The following is a 22,547-nucleotide window of genomic DNA, read 5'->3' as shown; positions in this document are numbered from 1 at the left end:
CACGAGTAGGTAAGCTTCGGGGTCACCGCGACGAGGGAGGCCACGTGGCAGGCACCAGGAGGGTCGCCGTCCTCGGCGGCAACCGCACCCCGTTCGCCCGCGCGGGCGGCGCGTACGCCCGAGCCTCGAACCAGGACATGCTCACCGCCGCCCTCGACGGCCTCGTCACCCGCTTCGGCCTCGCGGGCGAGCGCCTCGGCGAGGTCGTCGGCGGCGCGGTCCTCAAGCACAGCAGGGACTTCAACCTCGTCCGCGAGTCCGTCCTCGGCAGCGCCCTGTCCCCCGCCACCCCCGCCACCGACCTCCAGCAGGCCTGCGGGACGGGCCTCCAGGCCGTGATCGCGGTGGCCAACAAGATCGCCCTCGGGCAGCTCGACTCCGGGATCGCGGGCGGCGTCGACACCGCCTCCGACGCCCCGATCGGCGTCAACGAGGGCCTGCGCGAGGTCCTCCTGGAGTTCAACCGCGCCCGCACCACCACCGCCCGCCTGCGCGCGCTCGCCAGGCTGCGCCCCGGCCACGTCGTCCCGGAGATCCCCCGCAACGGCGAGCCCCGCACCGGGATGTCCATGGGCGAGCACGCCGCGATCACCGCGCGGCAGTGGGGCGTCACCCGCGCCGAGCAGGACGAGCTCGCCGCCGCCAGCCACCGCAACCTCGCCGCCGCCTACGACTCCGGCTTCCTCGACGACCTGGTGACCCCGTTCCTCGGCCTCACCAGGGACCAGAACCTGCGCCCCGACTCCACCCCGGCCCAGCTCGCCGCCCTCAAGCCCGTCTTCGGCGCCGACTCCGGCATGACGGCGGGCAACTCCACCCCGCTCACCGACGGCGCGGCGGTGGTCCTGCTGGCGAGCGAGGAGTGGGCGGCGGCGCGCGGGCTGCCGGTGCAGGCGTACCTGACGTTCTCCGAGACCGCCGCCGTCGACCACGTGCACGGCGGCGAGGGCCTGCTCACCGCGCCGGTCCACGCGGTGCCCAGGCTGCTCGCCCGCGCCGGGATCGCGCTGCCGGACTTCGACTTCTACGAGATCCACGAGGCGTTCGCCTCCCAGGTCCTGGCCACCCTCAAGGCCTGGGAGGACCCCGACCACCCGGCGCTCGCGGACGGCGTCCGGCTCGGCCGCGTCGACCGCGCCAGGCTGAACGTCACCGGCTCGTCCCTCGCCGCGGGCCACCCGTTCGCCGCGACCGGCGGGCGGATCGTCGCCACGCTCGCGAAGCTGCTGGCGCGCAGGGGCTCGGGACGTGGGCTGATCTCGATCTGCGCGGCGGGCGGGCAGGGCGTCGTCGCCGTGCTGGAGCGCTGAAACCATTGCGGGACAATGGAAATCCGTCCCCGCATTACTGCGTTCGGCCGTAACGGGCCGCGCTGGGACGCCGTTATTCGGAGCATGGTTCGTCTTCCACCCGGCCGAGTCCTGCCCCTCCTGTTACCCCTGGCGCTGCTGCCCGCGACCACGACCGCGTGCGCCGAGCGCGACCCCACCTCCACCGTCGTCATCGGCGTGACCGCGTCGGCCAACGAGCCCGCCGTCACCCTCACCCCCGCCGTGCGGGCCGTGCTGCGCGAGGCGGTCGCGGGCGGGGACGTGCGGCTGGTCGTCCACCGGTCCAGCGCGAACTCGCCCATCGCGGTGTGGGACGGGCCGATCAGCCCGAGGAACGGGGACGGCGCGCTGGAGCGCGACCCGGAGCGGCGGGAGAAGGCGCTGGTCGAGACGCTGGGCAAGGTCGAGTCCGTGGTCGGCGCGGCGGCGGGCGACAACCCCCAGCTCGACCCGCTCGGCCTGCTCGCCGCCGCGGCCCGCGTGCCCGGCGCGCAGACCGTGGTGCTGCTGAGCAGCGGCCTGCAGACCGCCGCGCCGCTCGACCTCGCCGAGCGCGGGCTCGCGCTGGACGTCCCGGACGCGATCAGCGCGCTCCCGGTCGACGCGGTGCCCCGGCTCGCGGGCAAGCGGGTGCTGCTCAGCGGCCTCGGCGAGGTGGCAGGCCCGCAGCAGCCGCTGCCCGACGGCGGCAGGCGGGCGCTGGGCGAGCTGTGGCGGGGCATCTGCCTGCGCGCGCAGGGCTCCGGGTGCGACCTGGACGTGACGGCGGGCGAGCGGCGGGAACCGGTGTCGCAGGTGCGCGTGCCCGCCGTGCCGGTGGAGGGCGGGCTGCCAGACGAGCGGCCCCAGGACGGCGGGGGAGAGGCCGGCGGTGAGGACGCCGATCGGCAGGACGACAGCGCCCGGAGCGCGACGGAGGTCGTGACCCTGCCGAACGCCCTGCTGTTCCAACCCGACTCGGACGTCCTGATGCCCGCCGCGTCGGCGGCGCTGGAGCGCATCGCCCGCCGGTTCGGACCGGGGACGACGGCGCGCGTCACCGGGCACACCGCGCACCGGGGCGCGGCGCAGGGCGCGCTGGCCCTGTCCGAGCGCAGGGCCCGCCGGGTGGCGGGCGCGCTGGTGTCGCTGGGCGTCCCGAGCGAGGCGCTGACCTCGGTGCGCGGCGTCGGGTACGCCGAACCGGTGCGTCCGGAGGTCGACGCGACCGGGCAGCCGGTGCCGGGTGCGGCGGAGCAGAACCGGGCGGTGGTGGTGGAGCTGACCGGACCGGTGGCGGGCGGGTGACGACGCGCACCGGGGGCCGCGCCCGCTCGTCCGGCACGGCCCCCGGCCGCCATCCGCTCGTCCGGCGCGGTCTTCGGCCTGCTCCCGGCGCGGCCCTCCCCTCCCCCGCGGAGCCGCTAGTCCAGCAGCGTCCAGGTCGCGGAGCACCGGACCGTGACCACGATCTGCTGCGCCTCCAGGTTCAGCTGCTCCATCCGCACCGGCTCGCCGGGCGCGCCCCCGGCCCCGTAGGCCATGGTCGCCCTGGCGGTCTCGGCCGCCCACACCTCGCCGTCGCCGTCGGCCAGCCGCAGCAGCGGGCCCAGCCGGGCGCCCAGCGCCGCCGCGTAGCCCTCGGCCCGGCGCCGGGCGTCGGCCACGGCGGCCTGCTGCGCCTCGGTGACCGCGTCGGCGTCGGAGGACAGCTCCCACGTCGGCCCGTTCAGCCACGCGGGCTCGGCGGCGACCAGCCCGGACAGCAGCTCGTCCAGGACGGCGAGGTCCGTCGCGCGCACCACGTACCGCTGCTGGGCCCGCGCGCCCGCGCGCCGGTCGCCGAGCCAGTTGTCGTGCACGGACAGCGAGCGCACCCGCACCTCGACGCCGTCGCGCCGCAGCAGCTCCTCCACCCGCCCGACCCGCTCGGCGAGCGCGCCCGCCGCCTCGTTCCTGGTCGAGGACTCGGCCTCGAAGGTCACGTCCACCTGCGCGCGGTCGGCGGTCCGCTCGACCTTGCCGACACCCTTGGTCACCACTTCGGCCATGCACCCCAGCCAACCCGTCCGAGTGGTCCCTGACAACACGTCCGAACGACGGGGCCGGCATGGACGAAGGTCCCGGAAAGTCACTGCGACAGAAGCGGAGCGTAGTTGTCGATCGGCACACGGTAGTTGCTTCACGGGTGAATCTTCGGTTGCAGCTAGGTTGTGGCCGATGAATCTTCGGTATGTGCCGCGCCTCACCGGAGAATCGTTTGCGTTGTGTTACGGAAGGGGTGCATACTTGACACGTACCGCCCCGAAGCGCCAAGCAAGACTTTTGAGAGGGATGAGTTCCCGATGAACTTCGCTGCGAAGCTCCGCGCCCGCCGTGTCGAGGCTCGCAACCGCAAGGCCGTCGCCCGCGCCATCGACATGGCTCCGACGCCCGCGATGCGGCACGAGCTGATCGTGATCGCCCAGGCGCAGGCGAACACCCTCCGCTGAGACTCCCTCCGCTGAAGCATTCGCGCGCGAACGGCTGCCCGACCTCGACACCGGGCGCGCCCCGCCGGGACCGCGCGAGCTCTTCGGGGGAAAACGACGAGACCCTGCCGCACCTCCCGCGCGGCAGGGTCTCGCGTGCATGTGGGGCACATCAAAACGTGATCCCCGTCACACGCTTCAGGGGCTGTAACGGCTCACGATCGTGTCTCGATGTTCCCAGTAGCCCCGAAGTGCTGTCGGACCCCCGACCTGGCAGCACCTCGGGGCTCTTCCCTGTGCGGCCCGAGGTCGCCCCAGCTCAAACCCCCGGTCGAGCGGACGCCCCCACCGCGTCCACCCCCGCTCCCACCGCCCGACGCCCTGCCGCCGCCACCCCCGCTCCCGCTGGTAGGCACGCCACACCCGCATCGGATCCCCGAACCTCCCGGCCCCGCCGCCCGCGCCGGTGCAGCATGGCGGGATGACCGACCCACTGCTCGTAGTAGACGGCGCGAACGTCGTGGGCTCAGTCCCGGACGGCTGGTGGCGCGACCGGGCCGCAGCGGCCGAACGCCTCCGCGACTCCCTCGTGCGGGTGTCCACCGAAGGGGTGTCACCCCTGCCGGGCCCGCTGGAGGTCGTCCTGGTCGTGGAGGGCAGGGCGAAGCACGTGGAGTCCGTGCCGGGCGTCCACGTGGTGGCAGCCGAGGCGAGCGGCGACGACAAGATCGTCGCCCTGGTCGCCGAAGCCGCCCCGAGACCCTGCACGGTGGTGACCGCCGACCGCGAGCTGAAGGACCGCGTCCGAGCCCTGGGCGCCCACACCCTGGGCCCGAAGTCCGTCCGCTGACCGGCGGAACGTCACGCCACCAGCCGCTCGACCACCCGGCCGCGCCCCCGACCACCATCCCAACCGGTGGGCTGGGGAACACCCCGCCCCCACCCCGGTGTTCACTTCCCCCGTGACGACCGCGCGACGCCGTGCCCGTGTCCGTGCCCCCGAGCTCGTCGGCCGGGGCTGGCTGAACACCGGGGACCAGGACATCACCCTCGCCCAGCTCAGGGGCAAGGTCGTCCTGCTCGACTTCTGGACCTTCTGCTGCATCAACTGCCTGCACGTCCTGGACGAGCTCCGCCCCCTGGAGGCCGAGTTCGCCGACGTCCTGGTCACCATCGGCGTCCACTCGCCGAAGTTCGTCCACGAGGCCGACCCGGACGCGCTGGTCGCCGCCGTCGAGCGGTACGAGGTGCACCACCCCGTCCTCGACGACCCCGAGCTGACCACCTGGCAGAACTACGCCGTCAAGGCCTGGCCGACCCTCGTCGTGGTCGACCCCGAGGGCTACGTCGTGCACGTCGCCGCGGGTGAGGGCCACGTCGACGCCCTGCGCCAGGTCATCACCGAGCTGATCGCCGAGCACGAGGCCAAGGGCACCCTCCACCGGGGCGACGGCCCGTACGTGGCCCCGCCGCCGCCGGACACCGCCCTGCGCTTCCCCGCCAAGGCCGTCCTCACCCCGGCGGGCACCCTCCTGGTCAGCGACTCCGCCCACCACTCCCTGGTCGAGCTGGCCGCCGACGGCGAGACCGTCCTGCGCCGCGTCGGCACCGGCGAGCGCGGGCGCGCGGACGGCCTGGAACCCACCTTCTCCGAGCCCGCGGGCATCGCCCTGCTCCCGCCGGAGGTCGCCGCCACGACCGGCTACCACGCCGTCGTCGCCGACACCGTCAACCACCTCCTGCGCGGCCTCAACCTGGACACCGGCGAGGTCACCACCGTCGCGGGCACCGGCGAGCAGTGGCGCGACGGGGCCACCGACGGCCCGGCCGACGAGATCCCGCTGACCAGCCCCTGGGACGTGGTCTGGTGGGAACCGGCGAACGCGGTCGCCATCGCCCTCGCGGGCAACCACACCCTCGGCCTGTTCGACCCGGTCGCGGGCAGGCTGGAGCGCCTCGCGGGCACCACCGTCGAGGGCCTCAACGACGGCCCCGCCGACCAGGCGTTCTTCGCCCAGACCTCGGGCCTGGCCTCGGACGGCGAGCGCCTGTGGCTGGTCGACTCGGAGACCTCCGCCCTGCGCTGGCTCGACCCCGACCGCACCGTCCACACCGCCGTCGGCAAGGGCCTGTTCGACTTCGGCCACCGCGACGGCCCCGCGGACCAGGCCCTCCTGCAGCACCCGCTGGGCGTCACCGCCCTCCCGGACGGCTCGGTCGCGATCGCCGACACCTACAACGGCGCGGTCCGCCGCTACGACCCGGCCACCGGCGAGGTCTCCACCATCGCCACCGACGTCGCCGAGCCGTCCGACGCCGTGCTCGTCGACGGCGAGCTGGTCGTCGTCGCCTCCGCCGCGCACCGCCTGGAGCGCCCGGTCGCCCCCGGCGTCCGGATCACCGGGGACGCCCACCGGGTGCGCCGCCCCCCGACCGAGATCGGCGTCGGCGAGCTGGAGCTGGCCGTCGTCTTCACCCCGCCCACCGGCCAGAAGCTCGACGACCGCTACGGCCCGTCCACCCGTCTGGAGATCACCAGCTCCCCGCCGGGGCTGCTGGTCGGCGGCGCGGGCGTCGGCACGGACCTGGTGCGCGGGCTGCGCGTCGCCGAGGGCTTCACCGAGGGTGTGCTGCACGTGGTCGCCCAGGCCGCGAGCTGCACCGACGACCCTGCGGTCGAGCACCCGGTCTGCAAGCTCACCCGCCAGGACTGGGGCGTCCCGGTCCGGATCACGCCGGACGGCCCGTCCCGGCTGCCGCTGATGATGGGCGGCCTGGACGGGTGAGGCCCGCTCGCTCCGACGGGTGAGCACGGGGGGACACCGAGGGGCCACGTAGACTCCCCCGGTGTCCGATGTCAAGCTTGAGATCCAGATGCTGCACGACCGCGTCATGGTGCGGATCTCGCCGGAGGACGGCGAGCGCCGCAGCAGCGGGGGCATCGTGATCCCGGCGACCGCGCAGGTGGCGAAGCGCCTGGCGTGGGGCGACGTCCTCGGCGTCGGCACGAACGTGCGCCACGTGAAGGTCGGGGACCGGGTGCTCTTCAACCCGGATGACCAGTTCGAGGTCGAGGTCCAGGGCCACGCCTACCTGGTCATGCGGGAGCGCGACGTGCACGCCACCGCGACCGAGCGGACCGACCACGGCACAGGTCTTTACCTCTGACGGGTCGGAACGTGACCACCGCGTGACGACGGTCGGGTAAGCAGTCCCAGGACCTTGCGGTAGAGCAAGAGGGGGAGCGGTGCCGGAGAATCAGCGACCGGAGCACGACGCCGAGCGGACCACGGCCATGAAGAAGCCGTCCCGCCCGCCGTCGAGCACTGCTTCGGAGCGCACCACGATCATCTCCGCCTCGGCGGTGAACCAGGGCTGGCCGTCGGAGGAGCCCGACGCCGCCACCGCCGCCACGAGCACCGGGTCGGACGCGTCTTCCGCGGCCACCGTGCAGAACGTGCAGCCCGCGAGCGACGTGACGCGCGCGCTCGACCCGGAGGGCGCCAAGCCCAAGGCCGACGTGACGCGCGCGCTCAACCCCGAGGGTGCGCCGGGCGGCGCCGCCGAGGCGACGACGAAGAGCAGTGAGAACGGCAGCGAGAAGGGCAGCGGGAAGGGCGAGGACGCCGCCGGTCAGACCGGCGGCGAGCAGGACCCGCCGTGGATGCGGGCGGGCGGCCGGCAGGGGACTCCCCCGGCCGGCATTCCCCAGCCCGGAACTCCCCAGGCGGGGGCGAACCAGAACCAGTCCGGGGCCGCCCAGCCGGGGACTCCCCCGTCGGGGATTCCCCAGGCGGGCGGTTCCCAGGACGTCACCCGGAACCTGAGCGCGGACGCGACGAAGAACCTCGGCGCGGACGCCACCCAGGCGGTGACCCCCGAGGGGCAGCGGACCTTCCAGTCCGCACCGCCCCCCGGTTCCACCGAGGCGACCGCGGTCTTCGCGCCCGTCACCGGGGGTGGCGACACCACCGTCGTGAACCCCGGTCGGGGGACCATCCCGCCGGGCGCGCGCACCGGGACCCCGGCGGCGGGCATCCCGATGGGCACCCCGCCGGGCGGCATGAGCGTGCCTCCGGGCACCCCGCCCGGTGGCATGAGCGTCCCGCCGGGCCAGCGCCCCGGCACGTTCCCGCCCCAGGGGGCGGCGAACCCGGCCGAGGCGACGGTGCTCGGCCCGCACATGGTCGAGCAGCAGCCGGGCGGGGACGCCCCGGCGTCCGACGCCGACGCCAAGCGGCGGCGCAACCGCAAGATCGGTCTGGTCGCGGCGTCCGTCGTGGGCGCGCTCGCGGTCCTGTGGGGCGTCGACCTCGCGGTGTCCAGCGGCAACGTCCCGCGCGGCGTCACGGTCGCGGGCGTCGACGTCGGCGGCATGAGCCACTCCGACGCCGAGGGCAAGCTCCGCGACGAGATCAGCCCCCGGCTGGAGAAGCCGATCAAGGTCAAGGCCGGTGACGTCGAGACCGAGCTGGACCCGAGGTCGGCGGGCTTGGAGCTGGACTGGACCGCCACGCTCGACCAGGCGGGCAGCCAGCCGCTGTCCCCGATCACCAGGGTCACCTCGTTCTTCAGCACCCGCGAGGTCGGCATCGTCTCCAAGGCGGACGACGCCAAGGTGACCGCCGCCCTGGAGGGCCTGCGCGGCACGACCGACCACGACCCGGCCGAGGGCACGATCCGCTTCGAGGGCGCCAAGCCCGTCGCGGTCGACCCGAAGCAGGGCCAGAAGCTGGAGGTCCCCGAGGCGTCCGGCGTGCTGCTGTCCAGCTGGGCCAACGGCAACGGCGTCGAGCTCCCGGTCGCCACCACCCCGGTGAAGACCACCAAGGAGGGCGTCGCCAAGGCGCTGGAGGAGGTCGCCGCGCCTGCGGTCGCCTCCCCGGTCGTCATCAAGGGCGAGGGCAAGGACGCCACCCTGGCCCCGGAGAACCTGGCCACCGTCCTGGTGTTCGAGCCCGCCGACGACGGCTCGCTGAACGCCAAGGTGGACAACGGCAAGGTGATCGAGGCCGCCGGTCCCCAGCTGAAGGAGACCGAGAAGGAGGGCAAGGACGCCGAGATCGTCTTCGACGGCGGCAGGCCCACCGTGAAGGAGTCGGTCGACGGCCTCGGGGTCGACTGGGACAAGTCCCTGAACGGCTTCATCGACGTGCTCAAGCGCGGCGACAAGCGCGAGGTCAAGGCGGAGTACAAGCACACGCCCGCCAAGGTGACCACCGAGCAGGCGAACAAGATGGGCATCAAGGAGGTCATCGGCGAGTTCCAGACCGGTGGCTTCGCCCAGGACTCCGGCGTGAACATCCGCGTGGTGGCCGAGAAGGTCAACGGCGCGATCGTGAAGCCGGGCGAGACGTTCAGCCTCAACGGCTACACCGGTCCGCGCGGCAAGGCGGAGGGCTACGTGGACGCGGGCATCATCGAGAACGGCGCCCCCGGCCGCGCGGTCGGCGGCGGCATCTCGCAGTTCGCCACGACGCTCTACAACGCCTACTACTACGCGGGCATGAAGGACGCCGGGCACAAGGAGCACAGCTACTGGATCTCCCGGTACCCGGCGGGCCGCGAGGCCACGGTGTTCATGGACACGGCGGGCAACAGCCTGATCGACATCAAGTTCACCAACCCGGACGACACGGGCGTCGCGATCCAGACGATCTGGACCGCGGGCTCCATCAAGATCGTGCTCTGGGGCACCAAGAACTACGACGTCACCGGCTCGACGGGCGAGAAGACCAGTCCCACCGAGCCGCAGGAGATCAAGAAGTCCACGCAGCCGTGCGTCGCGAGCGCGGGCGCCCAGGGCTTCACGGTCACCGACACCCGCACGATCAAGGACCGGCGCACCGGCCAGACGCGGAACGAGACCCGCACCGTCAAGTACGACCCGTCGCCCAAGATCGTGTGCGAGGCGCCGCCCGCCTAGCGCGGACCGCGTCCCGCTGAACGCGGGGTGATTCGCCGTAGCCACGACCGGGTATCACCCGGTCGTGGCTAACAGCGTTCACGAGGTGCGGAGACACCCGGCGGTTCAACTGCTCGGCCGGGCGGGCATGGTCTGCTACGGGATCGTCCACGTCCTGCTGGCGGCGCTGACCGTCCAGGTCGTCCTCGGCGACTCCGACCAGCAGACCGATCAGAAGGGCGCGGTCGCGACCATCGCCGAGGCGCCGTTCGGCGTCGTGCTGCTGTGGGTCGTGGCGATCGGCCTGTTCGCGTTCGCCGTGTGGCAGGCCGCGCTGGCCGCCTCCGGCTACAGCTGGGTCACCGACAAGCGCAAGCGCCTGTTCCGCCGGATCTCGGCGGGCGTCCGCGCGGTCGCGGGCGTCGCGATCGGCGTCGCGGCCATCACCTACGCGGTGGGCGGCTCGTCCTCGGACTCGGGCTCCCAGCAGCAGACCCTCACGGCCAAGGTGCTGGCCATGCCCGGCGGGCAGTTCCTCGTCGGCATCGCCGCCCTGGTGGTCATCGGCGTCGGGGTCAACCAGATCCGCAAGGGCGTCAAGAAGTCCTTCAAGGACGACCTGAACATGTCCGAGCTGCCCCAGGGCACGCAGAAGACCGTCGAGCGGCTGGGCCAGGTCGGCTTCATCGGCAAGGGCATCGCGATCGCGACCATCGGCGTCCTGGTCGGGCTCGCCGCGATCTTCGCCGACCCGAACCAGTCCGGCGGCATGGACAAGGCGCTGCACACCCTCGCGGGCCAGCCCTACGGCGTCGTCGTGCTGATCGTCATCGCGCTCGGCTTCGTCGGCTACGGCGGTTACTGCTTCGCGGCGGCCAAGGCCCACAAGTGAGCGAGTAGGCCCGCCCGCGCAGGGGACGGGCCGGAACGCGGAGGAGGGCGGCGCCCACGTGGGGCGCCGCCCTCCCGCGCGTCACGGGGACGTCGGTCAGAACGCGGCCTCGTCCAGGTCCATCAGCGAGTTGTCGGTGCTCTCGGTGGACTTGCGGCGCGCCGACAGCTCGGGCAGCACGGTCTTGGCGAAGAACGACGCCACCGCGACCTTGCCCTCGTAGAACGCCTTGTCCTTGGCGGACGGCTCGCCCGCGAGCTTGGTCAGCGCCACCTCGGCCTGGCGCAGCAGCAGCCAGCCGACCAGCACGTCACCGGCGGTCATGAGCAGCCGCACCGAGTTCTGGCCGACCTTGTACAGGTTGGCCACGTCCTCCTGCGAGGAGGTCAGGAACCCGACGAGCGCGCCGAGCATCCCCTGGAGGTCCTCCAGGCCCTGCTTGAGCAGCGCCCGCTCCTCCTTGAGCCTGCCGTTGCCGCCCTCGGAGTCGAGGAACGCCTGGATCTCGCCGTTGATGTGGCCGAGCGCCTGGCCCTTGTCGCGGATGATCTTCCGGAAGAAGAAGTCCAGCGACTGGATCGCGGTGGTGCCCTCGTACAGCGAGTCGATCTTCGAGTCGCGGATGTACTGCTCGATCGGGTAGTCCTGCAGGAAGCCGGAGCCGCCCAGCGTCTGCAGCGACTGCGCGAGCTGCTCGTAGGCGCGCTCGGAGCCGACGCCCTTGACCACCGGCAGCAGCAGGTCGTTGACCTTCTCGGCCAGCGCCTGGCCCTCGCCACCGAGCTTGATCCTGTCCTGGAACGTCGCGGTGTACAGGTACACCGCGCGCAGGCCCTCGGCGTAGGCCTTCTGCAGCATCAGGCTGCGGCGCACGTCCGGGTGGTGGGTGATGGTGACGCGCGGCGCGGTCTTGTCCGTCATCCGGGTCAGGTCGGCGCTCTGCACCCGCTCCTTGGCGTACGCCAGCGCGTTCAGGTAGCCGGTCGAGAGCGTCCCGATGGCCTTGGTGCCGACCATCATCCGGGCGTACTCGATGACCTGGAACATCTGCGCGATGCCGTTGTGCACCTCGCCCAGCAGCCAGCCCTTGGCGGGCACGCCGTGCTGGCCGAAGGTCAGCTCGCAGGTCGTGGAGGCCTTCAGGCCCATCTTGTGCTCGACGTTGGTGACGAAGGCGCCGTTGCGCTCACCGGTGGACTTGCCGGTCTCGGAGTCGAAGTGGAACTTCGGCACCAGGAACAGCGACAGGCCCTTGGTGCCCGGCCTCGACTCGATGCCGGGGCCCTCGGGGCGAGCCAGCACCAGGTGCATGATGTTCTCGGTCAGGTCCTGGTCGCCCGAGGTGATGAACCGCTTCACGCCGTCCAGGTGCCAGGAGCCGTCCTCCTGCCGCACGGCCTTGGTGCGGCCCGCGCCCACGTCCGAACCGGCGTCCGGCTCGGTCAGCACCATGGTGGCGCCCCAGCCGTCGTCGATCATGAACTGGGCCCAGCGCTTCTGCTCGTCGGTGCCGTTGCGGTGCACGACCGTGGCGAAGTTGGGGCCCGCCATGTACATGTACGCGGACGGGTTCGCGCCCAGGACCAGCTCGGACGCCGCCCACTGCACCGAGGGGGGCACGCCGAAGCCGCCCAGGTCCTCCGGGAGCGAGAGGCGGTACCACTCGCCGTCCCAGAGCGCCCGGTAGGACTGCCGGAACGCCTCGGGCAGGGTCACCGAGTGGGTCTTCGGGTCGAAGACCGGGGGGTTGCGGTCGGACTCGGCGAAGGAGTCGGCCAGCGGGCCGACCGCGAGGTTGTTCAGCTCGGTGAGGATGCCGCGCGCGGTCTCCTCGTCGGCCTGCTCGAACGGCCCCGTGCCGAGGTGGTCCTGCACGGTGAAGACCTCGAAGAGGTTGAACTCGAGGTCCCGGACGTTGCTCTTGTAGTGACCCATCGCGTCGCTCACTCCATCAAGGTCGGGGCCTGATCCCCCTTACTGACCGGTAACAAGCAGGGTATTACCTGTCAGTAACCCCGGCAAGGCCAGCCACCCGGTTGTGGTCGACCGAACGCCGGACCGCCGCCTCCCGTTCCACCGGGCGCGTGACGGCGGGCGACCCGCGGGCACGGCCGGGACCGGCGCCCGCGAACGGGCGCCGGTCCACGCCGAGGCGCTCCCCGGCCGACCGCGGAGGTCCCGGCCTAGGGCGCCAGCCGACCGCTGAGCAGCCCCGCCTGGTAGGCCAGCGACACCGCGTGCGTCCGGTCCCGCGCCCGCAGCTTCCGCAGGATGTTCTTCACGTGCGTGCGCACCGTCTCCACCGACACGTACAGCGCGTCCGCCACCGACTGGTTCTCCAGGCCGTCCGCGATCAGCTGGAGCACCTCGTACTCCCGCCGCGACAGCGCCCGCCTGGTGCCCGAGTCCGCGCCGGGGCTGAACCCCGCCGCCAGCGGCGCCAGCGTCGGGTCGAGGTGCACCCGCTCCCGGTGCGCGCGCAGGATCGCCTCCACCACCTCGGCGGGCTCGGCGGTGCGCGGCACCAGGCCCCGCACCCCCGCGGCGAGCGCGCCGCGCACATACTTCGGGGTGCGGTGCGGCTCGCGCACCAGCGCCACCACCGCCAGCTGCGGATCGCTCGCGACCAGCAGCGAGGCCAGGTGGCCCTGCGGGTCGAGCACCGAGTCGACCAGCAGCACGTCCGGCCGCAGCCGCTCGTGCAGCCGCACCGCGGAGTTGAGGTGCCCCGTCGAGCCGAGCCAGTTCAGCCCCGGCGTCCGGCGGACCACCGCCGCCAGGCCCTCACGGAGCAGCGGCACGGGGTCGACGAGCGCGACCCCCGGCCCTGAGGCAAGTCGAGCAGCGCCCGCCGCGGACAGCGGGCGCCCGTTGACACCGGTTCCCATGGACCTGAGACGCAGCGGACACCGCGATATGACGCGGTTTCCCCGAAGAAAGATTTACTCACTCTGCGTGATCAATGATCAAGGATGTGAACAAGGGTCACAAGTGTGAGTCATTTGACCGGTGTGGGCTACCGCGCACGGCAACACCTCCGTAAGACCTACGTCACACGTCCGCGTGGGAGCCGCCCGGAACCGCCGCCCGAGCCGAGCTGCCCACGCGCGGGCATCGGCGCACGCAGGGAGGACAGATGGACACCCTCGACTGGGTCGTGGTCGGCGGGTACTTCTTCGTGATGGTGGGGATCGGCGTCTGGTCGCGGGGGCGGATCAGCACCATCGCCGACTTCTTCACCGCGGGCGGCCGGATGCCCTGGTGGCTCTCCGGGATCTCGCACCACATGTCCGGGTACAGCGCGGTCATGTTCGTGGCCTTCGCCGCCGAGGCGTACCGGCTCGGGCTGACCGTCTACATCTGGTGGGCGCTGACCATCGGCGTGGGCGTGGGCATCGGGGCCTTCTTATGGGCGCCCGCCTGGAACCGCCTTCGCTCCAAGCACGGCGTGAAGTCACCGCTGGAGTACCTGGCCATCCGGTACGACGTGCCGACCCAGCAGATCATGGCCTGGGCGGGCGCCGCACTGAAGGTCGTCGACATCGCCGCCAAGTGGGTCGCGGTCGCCGTGCTGCTCCAGGGCTTCGCGGGCGTCGACGTGTGGGTCGGCATCCTGATCGTCGGCGTGGTCACCATGGTCTACTCGGTGCTCGGCGGCCTGTGGGCCGACGCGCTCACCGACTTCGGCCAGTTCGTCATCCAGGGCTTCGCGGGCATCGCCATGTTCGTCGCGGTCGCCGCCCACTTCGGCGGGATCGACTTCGTCTGGACCATGTGGGACCGGCTGCCCGCCTCGCACAGCGAGCCGCTGACCGGGCCCTACACCCTGGTGTTCTTCATGGCGCTCTTCCTGATCAAGACGCTGGAGTACAACGGCGGCATGTGGAACCTGGCGCAGCGCTACATGGCCGCGCCGTCCGGGGCCGCCGCCCGCCGCTCCGCCCTGCTGTCCGCCGTCCTGTGGCTGGTGTGGCCGCTGGTGCTGTTCCTGCCGATGTGGGCCGCGCCGCTGATCGTGCCGGGCATGGAGGCCAACGCCGAGCAGGCCTACGTCGAGATGGGCAAGGCGATGCTCCCGGCGGGCATGGTCGGCCTGGTGCTCGCCGGGTTCTTCTCGCACACCATGGCGATGGTGTCCTCGGACGCCAACGTGATCGCCGCCGTCATCACCCGCGACATGCTGCCCAGGCTGTGGAAGCGGGCCACCGGGCTCTCCGCCGACGCGCAGCTGAAGCTGGCCCGGCTCACCACGTTCCTCTTCATCGGGTTCTCCATGACGATCGCGCTGACCGCGGACACCAAGGGGTTCGTGCTCAAGATCGTGATCGCGCTGGTGGCGGCGACGATGGGCCCGATCGCGATCCCGCTGATGCTGGGGCTGCTGCCGCCGTTCCGCAGGGTCGGGCCGCTCGCGGCGAAGGCGTCCGTGATCGGCGGCCTCGGCACGTGGGCGTTCCTGTACTGGCAGCAGCAGTTCGAGAAGGCCGAGTGGGTCACCCAGGGCGTGATCGTCTCCTGGCCGCTCGTGCTGTCCCTGGTGCTGTACCTGTCGATCGGCTTCCTGCGACCGCAGCCGTCGCCCGAGCGCGAGGCGCTGGTGGAGTCGCTGCGCACGGACGCGGCGACCGGCGAGACGCTGTCGGTGGCGGTCGACGCCGAGGTGGAGCGCGGCGATGCGGAGCGCGGCGAGGGGCGCGGCGGCGGGGGACGCGGGGCGAGCCGCAGCGAGAAGGGCTGACGGTGACCGCCGTTCCCGCTCGCGCGAGCGGGAACGGCGGTCCTCCGGTGCTCAGGTGGTGGGCTGAGCCGGGGGCGCCGCGGACCCGGCGGCCCGCCCCTCGGGGGCGGGGGCCTGGTACGCGGGACGCATCGCGGGGTGCGAACCGGGGTGGGTCACGGGGCGCATGGACGGGACCGAGCCGGGGTGCGTGGTGGGTCGGGCCGGGGGCATCTCCGGGAGGTTCGCCCGCCAGTGGGCGCGCATCACCTGGACGAGGTAACGGGCGTACTCCACGTCGTACGCCGCGGTCCCGACCGTGAAGACCCGGCCCCAGTGGTCGCGCACGTAGACGGGCGAGGGCTTCCAGTCGACGTGCCAGATCTCGGCGACGTGCTCGCGGCGCAGCACGTGCTTGTGGCCGCTGCCGTTGTGGAGGGCGAAGCCGGCCTCGGTCAGCTTGACCCGGTTCAGCAGGCCGCTCATCAGCAGCGTGACGCCCCCCGCGAAGAGGAAGGCGCCGGGGTAGTGGAACGACTCGTTCACGAACCACTCGTCGTGCCAGGGCTGGACCAACCCCAGCAGACCGAAGGCCAGCGGCAGCGCGCTGAGCAGCACCACCCTGCGCCGGGTCCGCTTGGACCGGTACACCCCCATGGCGGCAAGTCTGGGGTGAAGTCGATCATTCGCCGCACCTGCGCCCGAGTGAGCCTTCGGGGAACCGAAGTTCACGACTTCGGGTGGTGCGGCCGGGCTCGGGTTGCGGATCGCCGGAACGCTGCTCCAGGGGGGTAGTTTTGGGAGCCGTTTTCGCTGATATCGGCTCTACGGACCGCTGATCCGAACGGGCAAGCCTTCGCTGCCAACCTTCCCACCTCAACCTGCGCAGGCAGGTTGCAGGGTGAAGTGGCGAGCCACCCCTGCCGTGAAGGGCGCCGGTCGCAACCGGCGTGCCCGGCTTGAGGATGACCAAGATCACTCGTGGGTCCGCTTCGGAGGCCCGCAGAACACGTCCCGGAGGCCGGTTCGGGCCGCGTCGAGGGGCGCGGAACCGCCGTCCCGGACCGCCGGAAGCCGCTCGGAACCGGCCGGGCGCTGATCAGCTCTTCACTCGATCGTGTGGTTCGGTCCGCCGGGCGCGTCGCGCCCCGCGTCCGGGCCCGGACGAACGGCCGGAGCGGGTGTTCCGGCAGGTGGGGGCCGGGTTTCCGAGGTCCGCCCGGACCGGCGCGCCCCGCCGCGCCCCGAACATGGCGAAGGCCCGGGCCGTGAACCCTGTTGAGGTTCTGACCTGGGCCTTCGTCCTGCTGAGCGGGTGACGGGAATCGAACCCGCCTCTACAGCTTGGGAAGCTGTCGTTCTACCAATGAACTACACCCGCTTGCGGTGCGGCTCCGATCATACACATACGCTGTCAAGCGTGTTGCTCAGTGACCGCGATCTGCGCGGAGAAGTCGAGTCCGGGCGGCTCGTGGTCGAGCCGTTTGACGACTCCCTCGTCCAGCCCTCCAGCATCGACGTGCGGCTCGACCGGTTCTTCCGGGTCTTCAACAACACCCGCTACACCCACATCGACCCGGCCGTGCAGCAGGACGACCTCACCTCGCTCGTCGAGGCCGAGGGCGACGACCCGTTCGTCCTGCACCCCGGCGAGTTCGTGCTCGGCTCCACCTACGAGCAGGTGACGCTGCCGGACGACCTGGCGGGCAGGCTGGAGGGCAAGTCCTCCCTCGGGCGCCTCGGGCTGCTCACGCACTCCACGGCGGGGTTCATCGACCCCGGCTTCACCGGGCACATCACCCTGGAGCTGTCGAACGTCGCGAACCTGCCCATCACGCTGTGGCCGGGCATGAAGATCGGCCAGCTGTGCCTGTTCCGGCTCAGCAGCGCCGCCGAGTTCCCCTACGGCTCGCGCGAGGCGGGCAGCCGGTACCAGGGGCAGCGCGGGCCGACGCCGTCGCGCGCGCACCTGAACTTCCGCCGCACCGACACCCGCCGCTGACGGCGAGCACCGCCACCCGCACCGGGTCGCAGGGCTCACCGCTGTCCGGGGCGTTGCCGTTTCGTCACCGAACCCGGTGAACTCCCGCGCAACCCACCCCCTGCAAGCGCGTCCTCTCCTGTGGCCCACCGCTGCGAACAATTCCCGGAAGCCGCACCACGATCATTTTCGTGGTGCGGCTTCCGTCGTTTCAAGGTCATTTTCCGGCGTTGTGATTCCGTTACCGAACTCGCTGAAACCGACGCAACCCGGCCGAGGTGCAGGCGTCTTTCTGGATGTCCCAAGCAGCACGACGAAGAACAAGAACGAATTTCCTGGGGGAAACAGAAATGCGCGCCACCCGCAAGCACCTCGCCGCCGCTCTCGTCTGCTCCGCGATCGCCCCGCTGTTCCTGACCGGCGTCGCCACCGCCCAGGACGCCATCCCGACCGGCGAGGGCTCCATCTCCGGAATGGTCTGGAAGGACGCCAACGGCAACGGCGCGATCGACTCCGGAGAGCAGGGCCTCGCGGGTCAGGGCGTCTCGCTCATCTACCACGCCCCCGACGCGACCGGCCCCGGCACGCGGATCACCGGCACCACGGGCGCCGACGGCTCGTACCGCTTCGACAACCTCCCGATGGCCATGTACGAGCTGGAGCTGGCGGCCCAGGACGGCCGGATGTTCACCGGCTGGGGCCCGGACTCCCGCTTCGGCCCGTCCGGCCGCACCGGTTCCCCGCTCTCCCTGGACGCGCAGCACCCGACCGCGAGCGGGTTCAACGGCGGTGTCGCCGACGCCGGGGTCAACGACTACCAGGCCTACGACATCCGCCTCAGCCCGGCGAAGGAGACCTACCAGGTCGGGGACGTCGTGGAGATCATCGGCGGCGCGCACGTCGAGGGCCCCTTCTACGACTTCTACAGCGCCAAGCTCACCGTCCCCGAGGGGCTGCAGAAGCTGACCGCGCAGGGCGAGGCCATCGGCGGGATGCTCGTCACCACCGACACCTCGACCGTGCTGGGCGGCACGCTCACCCAGAAGCAGTACCCCGGCCACTACGTCTACCTCGGCGCCCACTACGTGGTGACCAAGCCGATCGACGCCGGTCGGATCACCTACGAGATCGAGCCCGGCTCCTTCGGCCACACCGACCCCGACGCGGGCAACAACACCTCGACCGCGTCCTTCACCGCCGTCGCCGCGCCGGTCGAGCCCACCGCCGACCCGGCCGTCGACCCGGTCGCCCAGCCGGTCGGCGACGTCACCAGCCCGGCCCCGAGCAGCGGCTCCAGCGCCGCGACCACCACCTCCACCGCCACCGCGACCCCGGTCGCGCAGGCCACCGGCTCGCTGGCCAGCACCGGCGCGTCCCCGCTCGGCCTGATCGCCCTGGCGGGCGCGCTGCTGACCGCTGGTGGCGCGGCCTTCGCGCTCAGCCGCCGCCGCCGCGCCAAGGCCTGATCGCCGACCCCGGTATCGCCCGCCCCGGTTCGGACTGCCGCACCGCGACCTCGGTCACGGTGCGGCAGGTGTATTCGGCGACCCGTTCCCGCGTTGTCGTTTTGTTACCGAACGTGCGCGGACGGGCGCAACCCGCCATCAGCGGAAGCGTCCTCCACTGTGCAGCGATCAGCACGGCCGAGCTGCACAACTGGGGGAGAAGGAAATGCGCAGCACCCGCAAGAGAGCACTCGCGGTCCTCACCGCTTCCGTGGTGGCGCCGCTCTTCCTGGGCGGAACCGCGGGCGCCCAGGAGGAAATCCCGGAGAAGAACGAGGGGGCGATCTCCGGGATCATCTGGAACGACAAGAACAACGACGGCGCGCTGAACTCCTGGGAATCGGGCATCGCCGGTCAGAGCGTCGTGCTGGGCGGCCTGACCACGACCACCGCGGCGGACGGCAGCTACTCGTTCCGGGGGCTCGCGCTCGGCGCCCACACGCTCTCCCTGCCGAACCGCACCGCGCAGGGCCAGACCTGGACCCGCGCGGGCGGCGGCTCCAGCTTCGCGCCCGGCGGCGGCGTCGCGACCGCCACCGTCACCCTGACCGAGGAGCGCCCCGCGGTGGTGGGCCTCAACGGCGGGTTCGCCCCCACGGGCAACGACTACTCCGTCTCGCAGCTCATCTTCGAGCCCGCCAAGGACTCCTACCAGGTCGGCGAGGTCGTGAAGATCGTCGGCAGCGCCTACTACACGGGTCCCCTGCCGGACGGCTTCGGCGCCCGCCTCACCGTGCCCGCCGGGCTGACCAAGCTCACCCGCGTCGGCGGGATGCCCGCCGGCGGCAAGGCCGACGGCCCGCACGAGGTCACCGGCATGTTCCAGGACGACCGGGGCTCCGGCCTGATCGAGTTCGTCGGCTACGACTTCCGGGTCGACGCGCCCCTCACCGCCGCCGAGGTCCGGCTGGAGGTGCTGCCCCTGCGGCACGGGGCCACCGACGTCAACCCGGCCAACAACACCCGGTCCGCCCTCCTCTCCGCCATCGGCAGCCCGGTCGCGGCCAGCAGCGCCGCCGCGAGCCCGGTCGGCGCGGGCGTCGGGCGGACCGGTGGCGGCGCGCCCACGTCCGAGGTCGCCGCGCCCAGCAGCGCCGCGCCCGCGGGGGGCGCCAAGAACGTCTACATGCCCGTCGCGCACGGCGAGGAGGTGCGGCAGGAGGCGCTCGCCGGCACCGGGGCCTCGCTGGTCGGCCCGCTCGCGCTCGGCGCCGTGCTGCTCGTCGGCGGTGGCGCGGCCTTCGCGGTGAGCCTGAGCCGCCGCCGCGCCGCGCACGAGGACTGACACCGGACCCCGGAGGGGCCGTTCCGCGACAGCGCGGGACGGCCCCTCCGCGCGTCACGGGCGGGTTCACCGAACGTTGTCGGCTCGTTACCGGAAAACGCGGAGAACGGGCAACCCGGCCGTCGCCGGGGACGTCTTCCCCACGTCACGAAATTCTTGTCCGTGGGGGACCAGGAAATGCGCAAAACCCGCAAGCTCATCGCCGCGGCGCTCGCCATCGCCGCGCTGCTCCCGGTTCTCACCGCCGGACTCGCGAACGCCGACGAGGGGGTCGGCGGCTCGGTCTCCGGGGTCGTCTGGAGCGACCTCGACGCGGACGGCCGCAAGGGCCCGGACGAGTACGGGGTCTCCGGCCAGCAGGTGTTCCTGCGCGACACCACGACCGGCCTGGAGCGGAGCGCCAACACCGACGTCGACGGCGCGTACCGCTTCACCGGCCTCCCGGCGGGCGACTACGAGCTGCGCACGCCCAATCGCGAGGACGACGGCCAGACCTGGACCCGTGGGGGCGGGGACTCGCGGGTCGACAGCTCGAACGGCCTCGCCAAGATCGGGATCACCGCCGAGGAACCGCACCTGACCTCGGTCGACGCCGGGTTCGCCAGGGGCGCGAACGACTACTACGCCACCACTCTGGTGATCTCCCCCGAGAAGGACCGCTACGAGCCCGGCGAGATCGTGACGGTCGTCGGCGGCGTGTCCTACCGGGGCGACCTGGACGACCGGTTCGGCGCCCGGCTGACCTTCCCGGAGCAGCTGGCGCCGCTCGTGGGCGTCGGCGGCGTGCCGCACCTGGCGGACGGGTCGGCGCGCGGGGAGCTGGTCGGCGCGTTCGCCGAGAACCGGACCCGGCGCGACGTCCAGCACCTCGGCGCGCGATTCCGGGTGCTCGCCCCGCTCACCTCGGGGGAGATCACCCTGGAAGTCCTGCCCGGTGAGTTCGGCGCTTCCGAGAGGTACGTCGAGAACAACACCACGGCCCGCACCCTCGGCGTGAAGGGCGATTCCGAAGAATCCTGACCGAGGATTCCCGCGCCCCTCCCGGTGCGGGAATCCCCTCCCGCGCCCCGCCGAACCGGGGCGCGCTCCCGGAACGCCGGGTGGCGAGCGGAGCGCCACCCGGCGTTCCGGCGTTCGAAGCAGCCCCGCGCACCGCGGAAAAGCCCCCGGTGTGATCCAGATCGCGGAAACGCCCCGCGCCCGCCGCACGACGACGGGGTGTCGTCGCACGACACTTCCTTTCCCACGGGGGACTCCAGGTGAAGAAGCTGGTCGCGGTCACCGCGGTGCTGATGCTCCTCGGCGGTGGCACCGCCCTGGCCCAGGACGGCGAGGTCCTCGAAGGCCTCATCTGGTTCGACCGGAACGGCAACGGCGTCGTCGACGCAGGTGAGCCCGCCCTCGCCTCGGGGAAGGGCGTCCGGGTCTTCAACGCCGCCACCAAGGAGCACATCGGCGAGTACGGCACCGACGCCAACGGCCGCTACCGCGCGACGGGCCTGCCCTCCGGCACCCCGCTGGCGATCTACAACGCCAACACCGACCGCTACGCGACCACCACGCCCTCTTCGGTGTTCCGCACCGGCGGCGGGACGCTCGACTTCGGCATCCGGGGCGGCGTCGTCACCGGCTCGGCCTTCGTCGACGCGGACCGGGACGGCGTGCGGGACGCGGGCGAGCGCGAGCTCCAGCCCGCGCACCGGCTCGGCGGTCTCACCGCCACCGGCTCGTACCGCATCGAGGACGTCCCCGAGGACGACCACGAGCTGGTGCTCGCAGACCTGCGCGCCCAGGGCCTGCTGCCCTCCGCCGTCACCACGAGGCTGTTCGTCGGCAAGGGCGCGCAGGTCCGCGTGGACACCCCGTACTTCGCGCCGCGCGCCGACCTCGTCCTCGGCGAGCTGAAGCTCGGCCCGGACAAGCCCGGCGCCCGCGCCACCGGCGACGAGGTCGAGCTGTCCTTCGCCATCACCAACTCCGGCGAGGCGGCGGACGGCGTGCGCTTCACCGTCGACCGGCCGAAGGCGAAGCTGCTGTCCACCGGCGAGGGCGTCGTGGCCGAGGGCGACGGCTTCGCGCTGACCGCGCCGCTGGAGCCGGGCGCCACCGCGACCGCGAAGCTCCGCTACGCCCTGACCGACCCGACGATCACCGGTTTCCGGGTCGTCCTCGCGCCGGGGACCACGTTCGGCGACGGCGACCAGGGCGACAACACCGCCGAGGTGGCGCTCTCCGTCACCGCCCCGCCGTCCAGCACCCCGCCGTCCACCACGTCCGCGCCCGGCAGCTCGACGGCCCCCACGACCACCACGCCCCCGGTCGGCGGCGCGCCGAAGCAGCTGGCCAGGACCGGCGCCGCCCCGTTCTGGCCGCTGCTGACCGGCCTCGCCCTGCTGGCCGCAGGTCTGGCCCTGCACCACGCCGCCCGCGCCCGCCGCCGTCGCGCCTGACCCGTTCGGAGGATTCCCGCGGTTACCCTGC

Annotated in this window: 19 protein-coding genes and 1 tRNA gene; 14 read left to right on the top strand and 6 right to left on the bottom strand. The window is 72.5% G+C overall.

Annotated features, from left to right (window positions below; translation table 11 throughout):
• The first annotated feature begins 44 nt into the window (after positions 1-44).
• A complete protein-coding gene (locus AMIR_RS34545; RefSeq protein WP_015805644.1) occupies positions 45-1,310 on the top strand; it encodes an acetyl-CoA C-acetyltransferase in 1,266 nt (421 codons plus the stop codon).
• An 84-nt stretch (positions 1,311-1,394) separates the two neighbouring features.
• Positions 1,395-2,618 (top strand): OmpA family protein, encoded by a 1,224-nt coding sequence (locus AMIR_RS34540; protein WP_015805643.1) that lies wholly within the window; start codon positions 1,395-1,397, stop codon positions 2,616-2,618.
• 116 nt (positions 2,619-2,734) lie between these two features.
• Here the strand turns inward: AMIR_RS34540 and AMIR_RS34535 are convergent, their stop codons facing one another.
• On the bottom strand, positions 2,735-3,361 hold the full coding sequence (locus tag AMIR_RS34535) for an SIMPL domain-containing protein (RefSeq protein ID WP_049797037.1): 627 nt from the start codon (positions 3,359-3,361) through the stop codon (positions 2,735-2,737).
• A gap of 294 nt (positions 3,362-3,655) precedes the next feature.
• Here AMIR_RS34535 and AMIR_RS40840 point away from each other — a divergent pair, with 294 nt between their 5' ends.
• From AMIR_RS40840 to AMIR_RS34520, 4 genes are all read left to right on the top strand, one after another.
• A complete protein-coding gene (locus tag AMIR_RS40840; RefSeq protein WP_015805641.1) occupies positions 3,656-3,802 on the top strand; it encodes a hypothetical protein in 147 nt (48 codons plus the stop codon).
• Between the two features lie 460 nt (positions 3,803-4,262).
• Positions 4,263-4,631, top strand: a complete 369-nt coding sequence (locus AMIR_RS34530) for a PIN domain-containing protein (RefSeq protein WP_015805640.1) — start codon at positions 4,263-4,265, stop codon at positions 4,629-4,631.
• 112 nt (positions 4,632-4,743) lie between these two features.
• A complete protein-coding gene (locus AMIR_RS34525) occupies positions 4,744-6,567 on the top strand; it encodes an NHL domain-containing thioredoxin family protein (protein WP_041837208.1) in 1,824 nt (607 codons plus the stop codon).
• An 88-nt stretch (positions 6,568-6,655) separates the two neighbouring features.
• Positions 6,656-6,949, top strand: a complete 294-nt coding sequence (locus AMIR_RS34520; RefSeq protein WP_049797036.1) for a GroES family chaperonin — start codon at positions 6,656-6,658, stop codon at positions 6,947-6,949.
• 90 nt (positions 6,950-7,039) lie between these two features.
• Here the strand turns inward: AMIR_RS34520 and AMIR_RS42530 are convergent, their stop codons facing one another.
• Positions 7,040-7,228 (bottom strand): hypothetical protein, encoded by a 189-nt coding sequence (locus AMIR_RS42530; RefSeq protein ID WP_049797035.1) that lies wholly within the window; start codon positions 7,226-7,228, stop codon positions 7,040-7,042.
• A gap of 649 nt (positions 7,229-7,877) precedes the next feature.
• Here AMIR_RS42530 and AMIR_RS34515 point away from each other — a divergent pair.
• Positions 7,878-9,707 carry a VanW family protein gene (locus AMIR_RS34515; protein WP_118948564.1) on the top strand — a complete coding sequence of 610 codons (1,830 nt, stop codon included), beginning with the start codon at positions 7,878-7,880 and terminating at the stop codon, positions 9,705-9,707.
• 85 nt (positions 9,708-9,792) lie between these two features.
• Positions 9,793-10,578: a DUF1206 domain-containing protein gene (locus tag AMIR_RS34510; RefSeq protein WP_245554571.1), complete on the top strand. Its 786-nt coding sequence runs from the start codon at positions 9,793-9,795 to the stop codon at positions 10,576-10,578.
• A 96-nt stretch (positions 10,579-10,674) separates the two neighbouring features.
• Here AMIR_RS34510 and AMIR_RS34505 read toward each other — a convergent pair whose 3' ends face one another.
• Together AMIR_RS34505 and AMIR_RS34500 are read right to left on the bottom strand one after the other, a co-directional pair.
• A complete protein-coding gene (locus AMIR_RS34505; RefSeq protein ID WP_015805635.1) occupies positions 10,675-12,513 on the bottom strand; it encodes an acyl-CoA dehydrogenase in 1,839 nt (612 codons plus the stop codon).
• A gap of 248 nt (positions 12,514-12,761) precedes the next feature.
• A complete protein-coding gene (locus tag AMIR_RS34500) occupies positions 12,762-13,379 on the bottom strand; it encodes a response regulator transcription factor (RefSeq protein ID WP_245554570.1) in 618 nt (205 codons plus the stop codon).
• 335 nt (positions 13,380-13,714) lie between these two features.
• On the opposite strand from AMIR_RS34500, the gene AMIR_RS34495 reads away from it, so the two are divergent.
• A complete protein-coding gene (locus AMIR_RS34495) occupies positions 13,715-15,316 on the top strand; it encodes a sodium:solute symporter family protein (RefSeq protein WP_015805633.1) in 1,602 nt (533 codons plus the stop codon).
• Positions 15,317-15,367: 51 nt separating this feature from the next.
• Here the strand turns inward: AMIR_RS34495 and AMIR_RS34490 are convergent, their stop codons facing one another.
• Together AMIR_RS34490 and AMIR_RS34485 are read right to left on the bottom strand one after the other, a co-directional pair.
• Positions 15,368-15,952, bottom strand: a complete 585-nt coding sequence (locus tag AMIR_RS34490) for a hypothetical protein (RefSeq protein ID WP_015805632.1) — start codon at positions 15,950-15,952, stop codon at positions 15,368-15,370.
• Positions 15,953-16,605: 653 nt separating this feature from the next.
• Positions 16,606-16,676, bottom strand: a tRNA-Gly gene (locus tag AMIR_RS34485).
• 39 nt (positions 16,677-16,715) lie between these two features.
• Here AMIR_RS34485 and dcd point away from each other — a divergent pair.
• The 5 genes from dcd to AMIR_RS34460 all read left to right on the top strand — a co-directional run bounded on the left by dcd (position 16,716) and on the right by AMIR_RS34460 (position 22,516).
• The gene (gene dcd, locus AMIR_RS34480; RefSeq protein ID WP_041837206.1) at positions 16,716-17,297 is read left to right on the top strand and encodes a dCTP deaminase; all 582 of its coding nucleotides are present in this window, start codon (positions 16,716-16,718) and stop codon (positions 17,295-17,297) included.
• Between the two features lie 329 nt (positions 17,298-17,626).
• Positions 17,627-18,742, top strand: a complete 1,116-nt coding sequence (locus tag AMIR_RS34475; protein WP_015805630.1) for an SdrD B-like domain-containing protein — start codon at positions 17,627-17,629, stop codon at positions 18,740-18,742.
• Between the two features lie 205 nt (positions 18,743-18,947).
• Entirely contained in the window at positions 18,948-20,066 is a 1,119-nt protein-coding gene (locus tag AMIR_RS34470) for an SdrD B-like domain-containing protein (RefSeq protein WP_015805629.1), read from the top strand.
• A 177-nt stretch (positions 20,067-20,243) separates the two neighbouring features.
• Positions 20,244-21,086 (top strand): SdrD B-like domain-containing protein, encoded by an 843-nt coding sequence (locus AMIR_RS34465; protein ID WP_015805628.1) that lies wholly within the window; start codon positions 20,244-20,246, stop codon positions 21,084-21,086.
• Between the two features lie 239 nt (positions 21,087-21,325).
• Positions 21,326-22,516, top strand: coding sequence for an SdrD B-like domain-containing protein (locus tag AMIR_RS34460; RefSeq protein WP_015805627.1), 1,191 nt, complete (start codon positions 21,326-21,328; stop codon positions 22,514-22,516).
• Positions 22,517-22,547 lie beyond the last annotated feature (31 nt).

It is taken from the genome of Actinosynnema mirum DSM 43827, assembly GCF_000023245.1.
Lineage (GTDB): Bacteria > Actinomycetota > Actinomycetes > Mycobacteriales > Pseudonocardiaceae > Actinosynnema > Actinosynnema mirum.
The sequence above is the reverse complement of the archived record's forward strand: the minus strand, read 5'-3'. Positions and strand labels throughout refer to the sequence as shown.